General features: G+C 65.4%; 17 protein-coding genes. 11 read left to right on the top strand and 6 right to left on the bottom strand.

What is annotated here, in order from left to right:
- The 5 genes from CVS48_RS18680 (at nt 1) to CVS48_RS18660 (ending at nt 4000) form a co-directional block, all read left to right on the top strand.
- Complete coding sequence (locus tag CVS48_RS18680) at nt 1–321, top strand: non-heme iron oxygenase ferredoxin subunit (protein WP_100855742.1); 321 nt, start codon at nt 1–3, stop codon at nt 319–321.
- Nucleotides 318–1547 carry an NAD(P)/FAD-dependent oxidoreductase gene (locus CVS48_RS18675; RefSeq protein WP_100855741.1) on the top strand — a complete coding sequence of 410 codons (1230 nt, stop codon included), beginning with the start codon at nt 318–320 and terminating at the stop codon, nt 1545–1547. Before CVS48_RS18680 ends, CVS48_RS18675 begins: the two co-directional genes overlap by 4 nt.
- Before the next feature lie 16 nt (nt 1548–1563).
- On the top strand, nt 1564–2016 hold the full coding sequence (locus tag CVS48_RS18670; RefSeq protein ID WP_100855740.1) for a nuclear transport factor 2 family protein: 453 nt from the start codon (nt 1564–1566) through the stop codon (nt 2014–2016).
- Between the two features lie 73 nt (nt 2017–2089).
- Entirely contained in the window at nt 2090–2890 is an 801-nt protein-coding gene (gene hpaH / locus CVS48_RS18665; protein ID WP_100855739.1) for a 2-oxo-hept-4-ene-1,7-dioate hydratase, read from the top strand.
- A gap of 126 nt (nt 2891–3016) precedes the next feature.
- Complete coding sequence (locus CVS48_RS18660) at nt 3017–4000, top strand: Bug family tripartite tricarboxylate transporter substrate binding protein (RefSeq protein ID WP_100855738.1); 984 nt, start codon at nt 3017–3019, stop codon at nt 3998–4000.
- Between the two features lie 60 nt (nt 4001–4060).
- Here CVS48_RS18660 and CVS48_RS18655 read toward each other — a convergent pair whose 3' ends face one another.
- Nucleotides 4061–5002 carry a LysR family transcriptional regulator gene (locus CVS48_RS18655; RefSeq protein ID WP_100855737.1) on the bottom strand — a complete coding sequence of 314 codons (942 nt, stop codon included), beginning with the start codon at nt 5000–5002 and terminating at the stop codon, nt 4061–4063.
- Between the two features lie 192 nt (nt 5003–5194).
- Here CVS48_RS18655 and CVS48_RS18650 point away from each other — a divergent pair, with 192 nt between their 5' ends.
- The 6 genes from CVS48_RS18650 to CVS48_RS18625 are packed head-to-tail and all read left to right on the top strand — an operon-like array spanning nt 5195 to nt 11472.
- Complete coding sequence (locus CVS48_RS18650; protein WP_100855736.1) at nt 5195–6397, top strand: aminotransferase class V-fold PLP-dependent enzyme; 1203 nt, start codon at nt 5195–5197, stop codon at nt 6395–6397.
- A 49-nt stretch (nt 6398–6446) separates the two neighbouring features.
- Nucleotides 6447–8000, top strand: coding sequence for an ABC transporter substrate-binding protein (locus CVS48_RS18645; RefSeq protein ID WP_100855735.1), 1554 nt, complete (start codon nt 6447–6449; stop codon nt 7998–8000).
- Between the two features lie 10 nt (nt 8001–8010).
- Entirely contained in the window at nt 8011–8967 is a 957-nt protein-coding gene (locus tag CVS48_RS18640; protein ID WP_100855734.1) for an ABC transporter permease, read from the top strand.
- Nucleotides 8964–9794: an ABC transporter permease gene (locus CVS48_RS18635; protein WP_100855733.1), complete on the top strand. Its 831-nt coding sequence runs from the start codon at nt 8964–8966 to the stop codon at nt 9792–9794. The genes CVS48_RS18640 and CVS48_RS18635 overlap by 4 nt, the downstream gene beginning before the upstream one ends.
- Nucleotides 9791–10660: an ABC transporter ATP-binding protein gene (locus CVS48_RS18630; RefSeq protein WP_100855732.1), complete on the top strand. Its 870-nt coding sequence runs from the start codon at nt 9791–9793 to the stop codon at nt 10658–10660. Before CVS48_RS18635 ends, CVS48_RS18630 begins: the two co-directional genes overlap by 4 nt.
- Nucleotides 10657–11472 (top strand): ATP-binding cassette domain-containing protein, encoded by an 816-nt coding sequence (locus CVS48_RS18625; RefSeq protein WP_100855731.1) that lies wholly within the window; start codon nt 10657–10659, stop codon nt 11470–11472. The genes CVS48_RS18630 and CVS48_RS18625 overlap by 4 nt, the downstream gene beginning before the upstream one ends.
- A 60-nt stretch (nt 11473–11532) precedes the next feature.
- Here CVS48_RS18625 and arsH read toward each other — a convergent pair whose 3' ends face one another.
- From arsH to CVS48_RS18600, 5 genes are read right to left on the bottom strand one after another with little or no spacing between them, the layout of a single operon-like run.
- Nucleotides 11533–12300, bottom strand: coding sequence for an arsenical resistance protein ArsH (gene arsH, locus CVS48_RS18620; RefSeq protein WP_100855730.1), 768 nt, complete (start codon nt 12298–12300; stop codon nt 11533–11535).
- Nucleotides 12301–12324: 24 nt separating this feature from the next.
- Nucleotides 12325–13557 carry an MFS transporter gene (locus tag CVS48_RS18615; RefSeq protein WP_242001229.1) on the bottom strand — a complete coding sequence of 411 codons (1233 nt, stop codon included), beginning with the start codon at nt 13555–13557 and terminating at the stop codon, nt 12325–12327.
- 22 nt (nt 13558–13579) lie between these two features.
- The gene (gene arsC / locus CVS48_RS18610) at nt 13580–14005 is read right to left on the bottom strand and encodes an arsenate reductase (glutaredoxin) (RefSeq protein ID WP_100855728.1); all 426 of its coding nucleotides are present in this window, start codon (nt 14003–14005) and stop codon (nt 13580–13582) included.
- Between the two features lie 29 nt (nt 14006–14034).
- Complete coding sequence (locus tag CVS48_RS18605) at nt 14035–15180, bottom strand: ArsO family NAD(P)H-dependent flavin-containing monooxygenase (RefSeq protein WP_100855727.1); 1146 nt, start codon at nt 15178–15180, stop codon at nt 14035–14037.
- A complete protein-coding gene (locus CVS48_RS18600; protein WP_100855726.1) occupies nt 15180–15503 on the bottom strand; it encodes an ArsR/SmtB family transcription factor in 324 nt (107 codons plus the stop codon). The genes CVS48_RS18605 and CVS48_RS18600 overlap by 1 nt, the downstream gene beginning before the upstream one ends.
- Nucleotides 15504–15592: the final 89 nt, after the last annotated feature.

Here is a 15592-nt window from a genome sequence, read left to right as displayed (position 1 = left end):
ATGGAGACCTGGAAACCCGTTGCGCTGGTGGCGGACATTTCGCCCGACACCGGCACGCTGCGCGTCGTGCATGAAGGCGAGGCCGTCTGCCTGTACAAGCTGCCCGACGACATCTGTGCCACCCAGGATCGCTGCCCGCACGGCAACGCCAGCCTGGCAGACGGCTACCTGGAAGACGGCACCATCGAATGCCCGCTGCACCAGGGCGTGTTCGACATCCGTACCGGCAAGCCGCAATGCCCGCCCGTTACCACCGACCTGCGCCGCTACGAGGTGCGGGTCGAGGCCGACACCATCTACCTGAAGGCAGAAGCCGCGTGAACTCGGACGCGATCGTCATCGTGGGCGCGGGGCAGGCGGGCGGTTGGGCCGCCGCCACCCTGCGCGAACGCGGCTACGCCGGCCGTGTGGTGCTGCTGGGCGACGAGCCGCACGCGCCCTATGAACGTCCGCCCTTGAGCAAGGCCGTGCTGGGCGGGCACGCGCCCGCCGAAAGCACCGAACTGTTTTCGGCCGAGCGGCTGGCGGCGCTGAACGTGGCGTTCCAGCCCGGCGTGGCCGCCACGCGCTTACGGCTGGCCGACAAGCAGGTGGACACGTCCGACGGCGCCTCAATTGCCTACGACAAGCTGATTCTGTGCATGGGTGGGCGACCGGTCGTGCCACCGTTGCCGGGCATCAACCATGCCGGTGTTTACGTGCTGCGCACCCGCGACGACGCGCTGCGTCTGCGCGCCCAGTTGGGGCCGGACAAGCACGTGCTGATTGTGGGCGGCGGATGGATCGGGCTGGAAGTGGCCGCCACCGCGCGCCAGGCCGGCACCCAGGTCACCGTGCTGGAACAGGCCCCACGGCTATGCGCCCGCAGCGTACTGCCGGGCGTTTCCGCGTACCTGGCCGCGATGCATGCACAAGCCGGCGTGAACCTCATGCTGGGCGCCAGCCTGCTTGCGGTCCATGCGCAAGCAGACGGGCGTCCCGTGGCCGAGCTGGCTGACGGCACCCGCATCGCGGCGCACGCCGTGGTGCTGGGCGTGGGGCTACAAGCCAACGACGCACTGGCGCGCGAGGCGGGCATAGCCTGCCAGCGCGGTGTGCTGGTCGATGAGTATTGCCGCACGTCGGCGCCGGATGTCTACGCCGCGGGCGACGTGGCCGTGTCGGTGCACGCCGATGCGGGTGGCCCGGTGCGATTGGAATCCTGGCAGAACGCGCAAGACCAGGGCACGGCCGCCGCGCTGTGTGCGCTGGGCGAGACGGCGCCGTATCTGCCCAGCGGCGCGGTCTGGTCCGAGCAGTACGACGCCATGGTGCAGATCGTGGGCTTTCCGGCGTTGGCGGCCAGCGAAGTGCTGCGCCCGCAGGCCGACGCGCGTGTCTTGCTGTCGGTGGCGCTGGACGCCAGCGGCCGCGTCGTGGCCGGCGTGGCGGTCAATGCTGCCCGGGACTTGCGCCAACTGCGGAAATGGATCGCGCAACGCGCGGTGGTGGACCCGGCGTTACTACAGCAGCCAGACGTGCCGCTGGCCAACGCCCAAATCGGATAAGGGAGCGCGACACAATATGGAACATGCTTCAGAAGCCATGCAGGCCATAGAGATCAAGGCCGCTTGCGAAGCGGTGGTCTTGACGTTTTTTCATGCGCTGGACACCCGGCGACACGATGCCGCCGCCGTGCTGATGGCGCCTGAGGGCGTGTGGATGCGCCAGGGAAAGCGGCTATGCGGCCCGCAAGAAGTGCTGGCCGCGCTGAACGCCCGGGCTCCCGAGCGCAGCACTTGCCATGTCATTACCAACCTGCGGCTGGAGGCGGTCGAGCAAGCGAGCGACCCCGAGCGCACCCCGGCACGCGCCACGGTCGGCTACTTCCTGACGGCGTACGACAGCGTGCCGCAAGAGCAGGGTGGGGCGCCCCGCCTGGTATCCATCCGCGAATGCCGTGACGTGCTTGTCGCCACGCCGGACGGCTGGCGCCTGGCCGACAAAAGCAGCCGCCGCCATCTGCCGCCCGAGTAATCGGCAACGCCCACGCAAACAACACTGAAAAGCACAAACAAAGCACAAACAAAGCACCCCCAAGGAGACATCAATGGACGCCACCACCATAAAAACACTGGCGCTGCGGCTGGACGAGGCCGAGCAGCGCCGCACCCAGGTGCGGCAGCTTTCGCTGGACCACCCCGACATCACGATCGCCGACGCCTACGCCATCCAGCGCGCCTGGGTGGCGCACAAGATTGCGTCGGGCCGCCGCCTGGTGGGTCACAAGATTGGCCTGACCTCGCGCGCCATGCAGTTGTCGTCACAGATTGACGAGCCCGACTACGGCGCGCTGCTGGACGACATGCTGTTTGCCGACGGCGCCGAGATCCCGCGTGACCGCTTCATCGTGCCGCGCGTGGAAGTGGAACTGGCCTTCATCCTGGACCGCCCACTGCAAGGCCCCGGCGTGACGCTCTTCGACGTGTTGGACGCCGTGCGCTACGTGATTCCGGCGCTTGAGATCATCGATGCGCGCTCGCACCAGATCGACCCCGAGTCCAAGCGCCCGCGCAAGGTGTTTGACACCATCGCCGACAACGCCGCCAACGCGGGCGTGGTGATGGGCGGGCGCCCCGTGCGCGTGGGCGACATGGACTTGCGCTGGGTCGGCGCCATGATGTCGCGCAACGCCGTCATCGAGGAAACCGGCCTGGCGGCGGGCGTGCTGAATCACCCCGCCAACGGCGTCGTGTGGCTGGCCAACAAGCTGGCGGAACACGACGTGGCGCTGGAAGCGGGCCAGATCATTCTTAGCGGCTCGTTCACGCGGCCCGTTTTTGCCCAGGCCGGCGACACCTTCCATGTGGACTACGGCCCGCTTGGGTCGGTGAGTTGCCGCTTCGTCTGAGGCATCCCCCAAATACTTCCCGCTACACAACAGGCCCAGATTTCACTTCAACGCTCGCAAGAAAACACGCGCCCGATACATCCAAAACCCAAGCGGGCGCGCGCACAATCCCCACAGGAGACAAGCATGAAATTTTCCAAGACCTTGATTTGCCTGGCGGCCGCCGCCTGTGCAGCCCTGCCATCCGCCACGGTGCTGGCGCAACAAGCCGCCTGGCCCACCCACGCAATCACGCTTGTGGTGCCGTTCGCGGCGGGCGGCGGCGGCGACACGCTGGCGCGGCTGGTGGCCGAGCCCTTGTCGCGCGAACTGGGCCAATCCATCATCGTGGAAAACCGCCCCGGCGCGGGCGGCAACATCGGCACGTCCATCGCGGCGCGCGCCAATCCCGACGGCTACACGCTGTCATACGGCACCAACGGTACGCAGGCCACCAACCACTGGCTGTATAAATCCCCGGGTTACGCGCCCAGCGACTTCGAGCCGATCTCGCGCTTTACCGTCATCGCTGCCGCCTTGGTCGTGAACGGTACCGACGACCGCTTCAAATCGCTGGACCAACTGCTGGCCTACGCCAAATCGCACCCTGGCGAACTGACCTGCGGCTCGGCGGGCAATGGCACGTCGTCGCATCTGGCCTGTGAATTGCTGAACCAGATGGCGGGCATCAAGGTGATGCACATCCCGTACAAGGGCGGCGGCGCGGCCATGACCGACCTGCTGGGCGGGCGCATCTCGTTCCTGATCGACGTCATGCCCAACGTGTCGGGCCAGATCGCCGCCGGCAAACTGCGCGCGCTGGCCGTGACCACGCCCGAGCGCGTGGCGTCCAATCCCGACATTCCCACGATGAACGAAGCGGGTGTGAAGGGCTACGAGTTCTTCGCCTGGGACGGCCTGTACGCCCCGAAGGGCACCCCGCCTGAGGTGCTGGACAAGCTGAACGCCGCCGTCAACAAGGCGCTGCAACGGCCCGACGTGAAGAAGACGCTGGAGTCGCGCGGCGCGATCCCGTCGCCCACCACGCGCCAAACGCTGAAGGACTTTGGCGCCGAGGAATACACCCGCCTGGGCAAGGTCGTGAAAACCGCGGGCGCGGCGATTGATTAAGAAGGCTTGGGCCGCGGGCAGCGGCGTCGGGTGGAAGTCAGCGGCTTCAACCCGACGGCTTCACCCCAGCAGCCCGTCGTCGTCGTCCACGGGCGGCGACGCGACCAGTTGCACTCTATCTGGAGCTGTCTCTTTGACAATGCGGACAAACAGGCGCGCGAATTCGCGCGCTTGTTCCGACGGCGCATAACTGCTGGGCAGCAAAAATCCGTAGGGAATGCTCAGCCGGGGTTCAAAGTCCCGCAGCACAATGCCCGGCACGTTGGCCGCCAGAATCGGGTCGGCCAACGCAATCCCCACGCCCAACGCCGCGAGCTGGCACGCGGATTGACCCGATGAGGTCTCCATGACCAAGCGCAAGGGCAAGCGATGCTTCTCCATCAGATCGTCGGTGCGCTGACGCAGCAGGGTGAACGGGCGCAGCGCAATGAAAGGCTCGTCCTTGATGTCTTCCGGCGTCAGCACGGCCTTGGCGGCCAGTCGGTGGCCTTCCGGCATGGCGATCACCAGCCGCACGTCGGCGAACTGGCGCGAGCGAATGCCCGGAAAATCAATGGGCAACGCCGCCAGGCCCAGGTCGAATTGCTGGCCCGACATCCACAACCCCACATCCACGCGCGAGCGCACCTCCAGCGATATCCGAACACGCGGATGGCTGCGCGAGAACTCCGCGATGGCGCTGGGCGTGACGCTATAGGCGAAGTAGGGCTGTGTCAGGATGCGCAGCCAGGCGTCCTGCTGATTGCGGATGGAATCGGCAATGCGAGACACCTCTTCAAAACCCGCCAGGATATGCCGGGTGCCGTCGTAGAAACGCAGGCACTCCTGAGTGGGAATCAGGCCGCGTCCCTGGCGCAGAAACAGCGAAAACCCCACTTCTTCTTCCAGCGCCGAAATCAGGCGGCTGATCTGGGGCTGGGTTCGGTGGATACGGCGCGCGGCCTCGGTCACGCTTCCGGTTTCCAGGACAGCGCGCAACGCTTGCAGACGGTTCAATCGCATAGGGAGAAACCCGGAAGTAGGGACAACACACACGCGCACGGCAAGCCCGTCTGCCGGCGCTTTCCATAGGGCCGGGCGGTCGCGTGACGCCCAACCCATTACAAAAGCGCATGCATCAATACCGCAAACGAAATTGACGCATGGATTCCGGCAATCTTAGGATCATCCCACCTTCAATGAAAGAGGCACGGCGTGAACAACCTAGCTAACGCGGTTTCCCTGGGCGGACCCGCTTCCCTTTTTCCCGACGACCGCAACGGCATCGAGCAACTTGACTGGAGCAACGTCGGGCAAGCGTTTCCCATCAAGCAGCGGCGGGCGTATCTGAACAACGCATCGATCGGCGCGTTAAGCCTGCCGGTGGTTGCCGCCGTGAACCGTTTCATGGAGGACGTGCGCGACAACGGGCGCAATGCCTATCCCGACTGGTGCCGTTTTGCCGAAGAAACCATCAAGGCACGCATCGGTCGCCTGATCGGCGCTCATCGAGACGAAATCGCCTATGTGAAGAACACCACCGAAGGGCTGGTCAACGTGGCCAACGGCTTTCCGTGGCGCGACGGCGACAACCTTATCCTTGCCGATATCGAATACCCCTCGAATGTGTACTGCTGGATGAAACTGGCGGCACGCGGCGTAACGATACGCTGGGTCAAGAACCGCAATGGCCGCATCCTCGTCGATGACATCCGCAATCTCATGGACGACCGCACGCGGCTGGTCTCGATCAGCGCGGTGCAGTTTTCAAACGGTTTTCGGCAAGACCTGGAGGCCACGTCCAACCTGTGCCACGAACGCGGCGTATACCTGAACCTGGACGCCATCCAGTGGGCCGGTTCCCTGGAACTGGATGTGGAAAGGCTGGGCATCCACTTCCTGGCGGTGGGGGGGCACAAATGGATGTTGGCGCCGATCGGCACCGGCTACTTCTACTGCCGCAAGAGCGTGCTGGGCCTGCTGGACCCACCCAGCGTGGGCTATCACAGCGTGGACAGCACTGAAGACCACATGCATTACCTGCTGGAATATCGGCCCAATGCCGGCCGTTTCGAAGAAGCGTTGGCGAATTTCACCGGTATCTGGGGCCTGGACGCCGCGGTCCGTATTCAACTGGCGTTGACGCCGGCACGCATTGAAGCGCACATCCTGGAACTGACCGACTACGCCAGCCAGGCCTTGCAGAAAAAAGGCTATCAGATCGTCAGTTCACGCGCGCCGGGCGAGGCATCCGGCAATCTGTCGTTCAAGCACGCGGGCCACGATGCCCAAGACCTGTCGATGCGGCTGCGCGAAGCCGGCGTCGACCTGGCGGTGCGCGGCGGCAACCTGCGTATCTCGCCGTCCTATTACAACGATTCCAGTGAAATAGATCGGCTGGTCGAGGCGCTGCCCTGACCAGGACACGCATCCGGCAAACCGAACCATCATGAGCAAGGGGAAAACAATGACGATGCAACAAACCTGGCGCCGGATGGCGCTGCGCCTGGGCGCTTGCGCGCTGGTGGCCTTCACGGCCGGAGCGCATGCCGCCGACACGCCGAAGCAGGGCGGCACGCTGCGCTACGGCACGGTCTCCGAAGTGGTGTCTCTGGATCCGCACGTCTACGGCGGCAGCGCGTGGAAGGTATTGATCGAATCGCTATACAGCCCCTTGGCGGGCTACGACAAGACCGGCGCCGTCGTGCCGCGTCTGGCCGAACGCTGGGAACAGCCCGATGCGCGCAGCATCATCTTCCACTTGCGCCCGAACGTGAAATTCCAGGACGGCACGCCGGTCACTGCTGACGACGTGAAGTATTCGCTGGACCGCATCCTGGACCCGGCCACCGGCGCCACGCTGCGCGCCAACCTGCTGGGCATGACCGTCACGGTTGTGGACCCGGCCACCATCAAGGTTGAAAAGCCGTCGGCCGACGCCACGTTGCTGGGCGTGCTGGCCTTGCCCGAGGCGGCCATCGTGTCGCGCAAGTGGGTGGAAGGCGGCGCCAACCTGAAGCTTGCCGCCAACGGCACCGGCCCATTCCAGCTCAAGGCCTACGAACCCGCCGTGCGCGCCAGCCTGGCCCGCAATCCCGCTTACTTTGTGGCCGGACAACCGTATCTGGACGCCGTAGATTTCCGCATGATCAAAAGTGACGATGCCCGCGTCAATGCGCTGCGCAGCGGATCACTGGACATGATTGATTTCGTGCCCTGGAAGGACATCGACGTCTTGCGGCGCAACGCCGGCATGAAGATCGACATGGCGGGCGGGGCCTTCATGAGCGTCTGGTTCAACACCAGCAAAAAGCCGTTCGACGACGCCCGCGTGCGGCGCGCGGTGTCCTACGCCATCGACCGCGAGGCCGTGTCCAAGGCCGCCTTCTTCGGTCATGGCCAGCCCATCTACGGCGCCCCGACTTCCACGGACTCGCCGTACTACAACAAGACGCTGGACGGCACCTACAAGCGCGACGTCAAGCAGGCGCGGGCGCTGCTGGCCGAGGCCGGCTACCCCAACGGGCTCGATGCCTCGATGGTGGTGTTCCAAGGCTTGGGCATCTACACGACCATGGCGCAAGTGGTGCAGGCCAACCTGAAGGAAGCCGGCATCAACCTGAAGCTGGAACCGGTGGAGTGGGCCACCTTGGTGGAACGCAAGAATCGCGGCGATTATGAATCCATGATCTACGGCGTGTCGGTCAAACTGCCCGACCCCGACGCCTATGCCTATTACTTGGGCGGCGATTCCAGCTACTGGGCCAAACCCATCGGCTACCGTGACCCCGAACTGGAAAAACTGCTGGCCGAAGGCCGCGCGTTGACGGACCCGAAGGCGCGCCAACCGGTCTATGCACAAGTGGAAAAACGCATTCTGGAGACCAGCCCCTGGGCCTTCGTCAACTGGCGTGAACAGGCGCAAGGCTATCTGCGCAAGGTGCGCGGGTACACGCAATTGGGCGGAGCGCTGAGCGAAAGCAGCCCGGGTATTTCGCTGCCCACCATGTGGCTGAACTGAGCGCATCGGCATGCTGCCTTTCCTGCTAAGACGGCTGTCCTCGGCGCTGATCACGCTGGCGCTGGCGACGGGCGTGGTGTTCATCGCCATCCATCTGCTGCCCGGCGACCCGGTTGCCATCATGCTGGGCGACCAGGCCGGCAGCGACCCGGAGGCCGTGGCCCGCGTGCGGGCTCAGCTAGGCCTGGACCTGCCTCTGGCCACGCAGTTCACGCACTGGGCGGGGGCCTTGGCGCACGGCGACCTGGGCGTGTCGCTACGCACCGGCGAACCCGTGGCCAACGAGCTGGCGCGGCGCATTCCACGCAGCCTTGAATTGATCGGCGTCGGCCTGCTGGTGGCCGTGCTGCTGGGCGTGCCCTTGGGGGTCATCGCGGCGCGCGCCCGGGGCCGGCTGGCGGGGGTGGCGGCATCAGTGCTGGCCGTGGCTGGATTCTCCGCGCCGGTGTTCGTGCTGGGCATTGTGCTGGTGCTGGTCTTCAGCCTGGGGCTGGGCTGGCTGCCGTCGTCGGGCTTCGTGCCGTTCGGCGACGATCCGCTGCAGCATTGCCTGGCGCTGATCCTGCCGGCCCTGACCATCGGCTTGAACTTCATGGGCGTCGTGGCCCGCATGACCCGCGCCAGCCTGGCGGACGTGATGGGGCGTGACTACGTCAAGCTGGCCCGCGCCAAAGGGCTGCCGCGCGGCAAGGCCATCTTCCGGCACGCGCTGCCCAATGCGCTGGTGCCCGTGATTGCCATTGTTGGCATCCGGGCGGGCAACTTGCTGGGCGGCACGGTCATTATCGAAGCGCTGTTCGACTGGCCTGGCTTGAGTTCCTTGCTGGTCAGCGCTGCATTTTCGCGCGACTACCCCGTCATTCAGGGCTGCCTGCTGGCCATTTTTGCCATCTTCATCCTGATCAGCCTGGTCATCGACCTGGCGCAGGGCTTGGTTGACCCCCGCATCCGCAGGCCATCCACATGATTGCATCGCTACGAACGTATTCCGGTGGCGCTTCCGTCCGCCTGGCGCTTGGGTTTTTGATCCTACTGGTGGCGTGCGCCGCCTTCGGCCCATTGCTGGGCCTGGCTGATCCGTATCAGATCGACGCCGCCAACCTGCTGTCTTCGCCGTCGTGGAAGCATTGGCTGGGCACCGATGAACTGGGACGCGACCTGCTGTCGCGAGCCGTGTACGGCGCTCGCGTGTCGCTAACTGTGGCAGCCGCCGCCGTCGTGTTGGCGGGCGTTCTGGGCGTGGCTACCGGCGTGGGCGTGGCGTTCCTGGGCCGGCGCGCGGAGGCCGCCGCCATCCGCGTGGTGGACGTCTTTGTATCCCTGCCCGAGATTTTCGTGGCGCTGGTCGTGCTGGCGTTCATCGGCGGCAATCTGCCCACACTGGTCGCGACCATCGGCGTGCTCTACGCGCCGCAGTTCGCCCGGGTCACCTGGGGCGTGGCGCGCGGTATTCGGGCCCGCGAACACGTGCTGGCCGCCAGTTCGCTGGGCGCCGGCAGCGGCTGGATCATCTGGCATGAGGTGCTGCCCAACATGCGTTCGATCATCGCGGTGCAGGCGTCCTTCACGTTTTCGTTCGCGATGCTGCTGGAAGCGGGCCTGAGCTTCCTGGGCCTGGGCGTCAGGCCGCCGGTGCCGTCATGGGGGCAGATGGTCGGCTCGCTGAAGGACTATCTGTATACGAACCCCTGGCCCGTAATGGTGCCGGCGCTGGCGCTGTTCTTTACCGTGCTTGCGGTCAACGTGCTGGGCGACTGGCTGCAAGATGTGCTGAACCCGGAGCTGCAACGATGAACCGAGATGCCGAAGAAGCCCTGCTGACGGTTCGCAACCTGAGCGTCAACTTCGATACGGCCCAGGGTGTGGTCGCCGCGGTCAGGGGAGTGGACCTGACCGTACACCGCGGCGAAGTCGTCTGCCTGGTGGGCGAGTCGGGCTCAGGCAAATCCGTTACGGGCTTTTCCTTGATGGGGCTGGTCGACCCGCCTGGCCGCGTCGCGGCGGACGAACTTCGGTTTGACGGCCACGACCTGTTGCGCGCCTCGGATACCGACATGGACGCGCTGCGCGGCAAGGACATCGCCATGGTGTTCCAGGAACCCATGACGGCGCTGAACCCCGGGCGCAGTGTGGCCGACCAGATTGCCGAAGTGCTGCGCATCCACGAAGCGGGCATCAGTCGCAAGCGGGCCTGGGACCGCGCGGTGGCATTGATGGACCGTGTTGGCATCCGCGACCCGGCGCAGCGCGCAAAAGCATATCCCCACGAACTGTCGGGTGGCATGCGCCAGCGCATCATGATTGCCATCGCCTGCGCGCTCACGCCCAAACTGATCATCGCCGACGAACCGACAACGGCGCTGGACGTCACCGTACAGGCGCAGGTGCTGCAACTGCTGTTCTCCATGCAAGCGGAAACCGGGGCGGCGGTGCTGTTCATTACGCATGACTTGGGCGTGGTGGCCGAGATCGCAGATCAGGTGGTCGTCATGCAGGCGGGCAGGGTGGTCGAGGAGGGCGACGTTGCGCGGATTTTCCATAATCCCCGACATCCCTATACCCAAGCCTTGCTGGCGGCGGTGCCCAATGTGGACGCGCCTCGCGACCCCGCGCGGCGCCTTGCGCCTGCCCGCCCCATCGTACAAGGAGCGCCGCGATGACCGAACTTATCCTGCAAGCCGAAGGCGTCACGAAGGACTACGTCGTGGCCCGCGCGTTCCTGGGCAAGCCGACTCGGGTGGTGCAGGCGGTGCGCGGCGTCAACCTGTCGATCGCGGCTGGTACCACGCTGGCGCTGGTGGGGGAATCCGGTTCGGGAAAGAGCACGCTGGGACGTTGCATCGCGGGCCTGGTCCGGCCCTCTACAGGCAAGATCCGCTTGGCCGGGCATGACGTGCGGCAACTGTCGGGCGCATCCCTGCTGTCGTTTCGACGCCAGGTGCAAACGATATTCCAGGACCCGTACTCCAGCTTGAATCCGCGCCGTACAGTGGGCGAAGCGATCATGGACGGCATGGTCATTCACAATCTCTACACACCGGAGGAACGGCACGCGCGGATGCTTGGTCTGCTTGCGCGCGTCGGCCTGCAATCCGACCACGCCAAGCGCTTTCCCCATCAGTTTTCAGGCGGACAGCGCCAGCGCATCGCGATTGCCCGTGCATTGGCGCTGGAACCGCGCTTTATCGTCGCGGACGAAGCCGTGTCGGCGCTGGACGTGTCGGTCAAGGCACAGGTCCTGGACCTGCTGGCCGATCTGCAGGCGGAAAAGGGCTTGACCTACCTGTTCATTTCGCATGACCTGGGCGTGGTCCGGCACATTGCGGACCGGGTCGCGATCATGGCCGCGGGCGAGCTGATTGAAGAGGGCGAGTGCGATCAGATATTCGAGGCGCCTGTCGAAGGCTATACCCGGGACCTGATCGCGGCGGTGCCCAGGCCGGATCCCGGCCGACGGCGGTTTCGCGCGTGAAGCCAAAAGAAGCCTGGACGGCTGGCGCCAACCCGCGCGCCGCCGCATGCCGCGCAACGGCTACGGCGCAACCGTTTCGTGGTCCATCGCCGCGCGCGCCAGGCGCGCGGCTTCTTGCGCCATGCCCTTGCGTTCGCTATACCGGTCGGTCAGGTAATCGCTGCGGTCGCGCACCAGCAGGGTGAACTTGATTAGCTCTTCCATCACGTCGACCACCCGGTCGTAGTAGGACGACGGCTTCATGCGCCCGGACTCGTCGAATTCCTGGAACGCCTTGGCCACGGACGACTGGTTGGGTATGGTCACCATCCGCATCCATCGGCCCAGCACGCGCAGGGCGTTAACCGCGTTAAAGGATTGCGACCCGCCCGATACCTGCATGACGGCCAGCGTGCGGCCTTGCGTGGGGCGCACGCTGCCGCTTTCCAGGGGCAGCCAGTCAATCTGGCTCTTGAACACGCCGGTCAGTGTGCCGTGCCGTTCCGGGCTGCACCAGACTTGCCCTTCGGACCACAGCGACAGCGCGCGCAATTCCGCCACCTTGGGATGATCGGCGGGCGCGCCATCGGGCAGCGGCAGGCCACGCGGGTCGAAGATGCGGGTTTCCGCGCCCAGCCGCGTCAGGATGCGCGCGGCTTCTTCGGTCAGCAGGCGGCTATACGAACGCTCGCGCAGGGAGCCGTACAGCAGCAGGATGCGCGGCGGGTGCGTGGCACCGCTTTCCAGCGCCAGCTTTTCGTGGCTGGGCACATCCAGCAAGGCATCGTCCAGGCTGGGCAGGTCCCACTCGGCGGAGGAGGGGTTGGAAGGGGAGGAATACGTCGTCATTGCAAGACTCTCTACTCAAATTACTCAAATCAATTGAAGCCTGGGGCGGCTGATCCAGGCGGCCAGCCAAAAGCCCGCGGCCAGTACAACCGCCACCGCCACGATGGCGGCCAGCACCGCGTCGTAAGAGGAACCCACCGCCCACAAGGCGGCGGCGCCCATCGGCGCGGCGGCTCGGGCAAAGGTCATGGGCACGGTCAGCAAGCCATTGATCGCCCCATAGGCGTGGCGGCTCAGCATTTCGGGTACCACCATGCCGCGCACGATCGTGAAAATGCCATTGGCCGCGCCATACACCACGCACACCGCCGCCACGGTCAGGAAGTCGGCGCGCAGGAAGGCAAGCGCGCCAAAGGCCAGCGGAAAAATCGTGACGACCGCCGTGCCGACCGCGCGCATCGAGGCCCGCGCCGCGAACAGGCTGATCACGATCCGCCCCGCAACCTGGGCCGGGCCGATCAGCGCAATGGCTTGCACCACCGATGCCGTATCGATGCCGCGTTCGCGCAGCAGGGGATACATATGGAAGGTGAAGGCCGAGAACATCGCCGCATATGCCGTCAAGGACACCAGCAAGGCCCAGAAAACCGGGCGATGCAACGCATCCCGCACCGCCAGGCGGTTGCGTTCGCGCTCTTCCGCCGGCGTGAAGTCGCTGGCGGGCTTGGCGTCACGCGCGGGCGTGATGAACAGCAGATAGGCGCTGGCACAGATCAGCACATTGACCGCCGCCAGCGCCATCAGCGCCTCGCGCCAACCCCAATGGTTCAACAGCCATTGCACCAGCGGAATGAAAACCGTGCTGGCGAACCCGCCCCACAACGTCAGCGCGGTGATGCCGGCGCGTGAATGGCCAGGGCCGACCCGGCGCGCAACAACAGCGAACGCCGGTTCGTACAGCGTGGCGGCCTGCAAGGCCCCGATCCCGCCCACCAGCACGTAGAACGCCAGCAGCGACGTCACCTGCGACCAAAGCAGCAACAGGCCGCCGGCCGCCAGGGAAGACAGCCCCATCACCCAACGGCCATAACCGCGATCCACCGCCACGCCCACGGGATAGGCAGCCAGCGCCGCCAGCATCAGCCCCAGCGTGGCCGCGCCGTAAAGATCGGGTTTGCTCCAGCCGAGTTCTGCGCCCATGGCCTCAGCGATCAGGGGAAAGCTGTAGTACAGCGAGCCCCACGAACAGATTTGCCCAATGCCCAGCGCAGTCACCAAACCATGCGCTTTGTCGGGGGAGGCGGCTTGGGGGGACATCGGGCGGTGTGCCATCGGGGGCTTAGCGCACGCGCTGTCCGTTTTCGTCGATCACCGCTTCGCCGTCTTCTTTCACGAAGGCGCCGCGTTGCGCTTCTTCAAGAATGTCCAGCACCAGTTCGGACGGGCGGCACAGCCGCACGCCCTTGGCCGTCACGACGAAGGGGCGGTTGATCAGGATGGGGTGTTCAAGCATGGCGTCGATCAGCGCGTCGTCGGTAAGCGATGCATCGTCCAGGCCCAGTTCCCGGTAGGAGGTTTCCTTTTGCCGGATGGCGTCTCTTACCGACAGGCCCGCGCGCGCGATCAGGTCAACCAGTGTGGCGCGGTCGGGCGGGGTTTGCAGGTATTCGATCACTTGCGGCTCAACGCCGGCATTGCGGATCAGCGCCAAGGTATTGCGCGAGGTGCCGCACTTGGGGTTGTGATAGATGGTGACGGTGCTCATGGTGTCCTGTCAGGTTGATTTAGGTGGAGTTAGGTCGGAATGGAAGAGGGGGAGTCAAACGAGGAAGGTTCAGAAGTGGGCGCTTCAGCACGGCTTGGCGCCAGCGGATCAGCCTGAACATAAGCAGCCACTTCCAGCGCCGTGGATTTGGCGGTGCGCATGATGCCGACCAGCGTGGCGGACGCAAAGCCCGTCCACTCGCCATACCCAAGCAGCCACAAGCCCGGCATCGCCGACGCCTGCGTACCCGCCAGCGGGACCCGGCCTTCGGCATTGATGACGTCCAACGGCGCCAGATGGTCCAGCGCGGGCCGGAACCCCGTGCACCAGATGATGGCGTCCACGTCGGTGGCGCTACCGTCCGGCCAGGCGACGCCCTGCGGCGTAAAGCGCACGAAAGGCCGCACCGAGTGCAACACGCCACGTTCTCGGGCTTCGCGCACGGGCGCAACCATGACGACGTCGCCAAAACCACCGGGAAGATCGTCCGGTTGCTTGCCCTGTTGCAACGCCTGCCAGCGCGCCGTGGCCCGTTCGAACAGCACCCGGCCGTCGACGTCATCGGGCAAGAACAGGGGCTCGGTCTGCGTGACCCAGGTGGTGTCCGCCACGCGGGACACCTCGGCCAGAATCTGCGCACCCGAATTACCGCCGCCCACGACCAGGACGCGCAGCCCGGCAAAGGGCGTCGGTGACCGGTACTGCGCGGAGTGGATCTGGGTACCCTGGAACTCGGACGTGCCCTCAATTAGCGGTACGTAGGGCTTGCTCCAGGTGCCTGTTGCGCTGACCACGGCGCGGCTGCGCCATACGCCCTGGTCGGTTTCAACGACGAATTCGGATTCCTCCCTGCGCACCGCATTCACTATCACGGGGCGGTGGACGTTGAACCCGTAACGGCTTTCATAGCGCGCCAGGTACTCCACAACCTGGTCTCGGCCGGGATACCCGGGAACTGCCGGCATCGGCCAGCCCGGCAAGGAACTCCATTGCGCGGGAGAAAACAGCTGCAACGAGTCCCAACCATTCAGCCAGGCGCCGCCCGGTTGCGGGCTGGCATCCAGCAAGACGACATCCAGGGACGTGCGCTTCAGGAAATACGCAAGCGCCAAGGCGCTTTGCCCCGCGCCCACGATCACCACATCCACCTGGCGAACAGAGGAGGGCAGCGTCATTACTGGCACTCCGCATCCTGGGGCCGCTCGGCGCACGCCACGCCGGCGCAACACTCGGCGGTCAGGTAGTCCACCAGCCCGTACATCAGCGTGGTGTTGGCGCGGTAGCGCATGAAGCGGCCTTCCTGTTCAACCGTCAGCAGGCCGGCTTGCGTCAGCGCTTTCAAGTGGAACGACAGATTGGTGGGCGGCAAGCTGAGTTCGGTGGCGATCTGGCCCGCCACGCAGCCGTCAGGCGCGGCCCGCACGAGCAGCCGGAAGATGTCCAGCCGGACGCCCGAGGCGAGCGATTCGAAGACGATGACAGCGGTGCTTTTATCCATGTTGCGAATACTACAATATTTGTTGAAATATTGGAATTTCCGTTTTAAGCTGGGGCCGCCTGACCGAAAGCCGCTGCCGTGTTGATCCG

Origin of the sequence: Achromobacter spanius (assembly GCF_002812705.1) — a bacterium.
In the GTDB taxonomy this organism is placed as follows: Bacteria; Pseudomonadota; Gammaproteobacteria; order Burkholderiales; family Burkholderiaceae_B; genus Achromobacter; species Achromobacter spanius.
This window is presented reverse-complemented; position numbering and strand designations above follow the sequence as displayed.

Excerpts from the sequence above, each read along its gene's own strand:
- CVS48_RS18600 (WP_100855726.1), bottom strand. The coding sequence starts at position 15,503 with ATGGATAAAAGCACCGCTGTCATCGTCTTCGAATCGCTCGCCTCGGGC.
- arsC (WP_100855728.1), bottom strand. The coding sequence starts at position 14,005 with ATGAGCACCGTCACCATCTATCACAACCCCAAGTGCGGCACCTCGCGC.
- CVS48_RS18670 (WP_100855740.1), top strand. The coding sequence starts at position 1,564 with ATGGAACATGCTTCAGAAGCCATGCAGGCCATAGAGATCAAGGCCGCT.
- CVS48_RS18605 (WP_100855727.1), bottom strand. The coding sequence starts at position 15,180 with ATGACGCTGCCCTCCTCTGTTCGCCAGGTGGATGTGGTGATCGTGGGC.
- CVS48_RS18655 (WP_100855737.1), bottom strand. The coding sequence starts at position 5,002 with ATGCGATTGAACCGTCTGCAAGCGTTGCGCGCTGTCCTGGAAACCGGA.
- CVS48_RS18645 (WP_100855735.1), top strand. The coding sequence starts at position 6,447 with ATGACGATGCAACAAACCTGGCGCCGGATGGCGCTGCGCCTGGGCGCT.
- CVS48_RS18615 (WP_242001229.1), bottom strand. The coding sequence starts at position 13,557 with ATGTCCCCCCAAGCCGCCTCCCCCGACAAAGCGCATGGTTTGGTGACT.
- CVS48_RS18660 (WP_100855738.1), top strand. The coding sequence starts at position 3,017 with ATGAAATTTTCCAAGACCTTGATTTGCCTGGCGGCCGCCGCCTGTGCA.
- CVS48_RS18640 (WP_100855734.1), top strand. The coding sequence starts at position 8,011 with ATGCTGCCTTTCCTGCTAAGACGGCTGTCCTCGGCGCTGATCACGCTG.
- CVS48_RS18635 (WP_100855733.1), top strand. The coding sequence starts at position 8,964 with ATGATTGCATCGCTACGAACGTATTCCGGTGGCGCTTCCGTCCGCCTG.
- hpaH (WP_100855739.1), top strand. The coding sequence starts at position 2,090 with ATGGACGCCACCACCATAAAAACACTGGCGCTGCGGCTGGACGAGGCC.
- arsH (WP_100855730.1), bottom strand. The coding sequence starts at position 12,300 with ATGACGACGTATTCCTCCCCTTCCAACCCCTCCTCCGCCGAGTGGGAC.
- CVS48_RS18625 (WP_100855731.1), top strand. The coding sequence starts at position 10,657 with ATGACCGAACTTATCCTGCAAGCCGAAGGCGTCACGAAGGACTACGTC.
- CVS48_RS18680 (WP_100855742.1), top strand. The coding sequence starts at position 1 with ATGGAGACCTGGAAACCCGTTGCGCTGGTGGCGGACATTTCGCCCGAC.
- CVS48_RS18630 (WP_100855732.1), top strand. The coding sequence starts at position 9,791 with ATGAACCGAGATGCCGAAGAAGCCCTGCTGACGGTTCGCAACCTGAGC.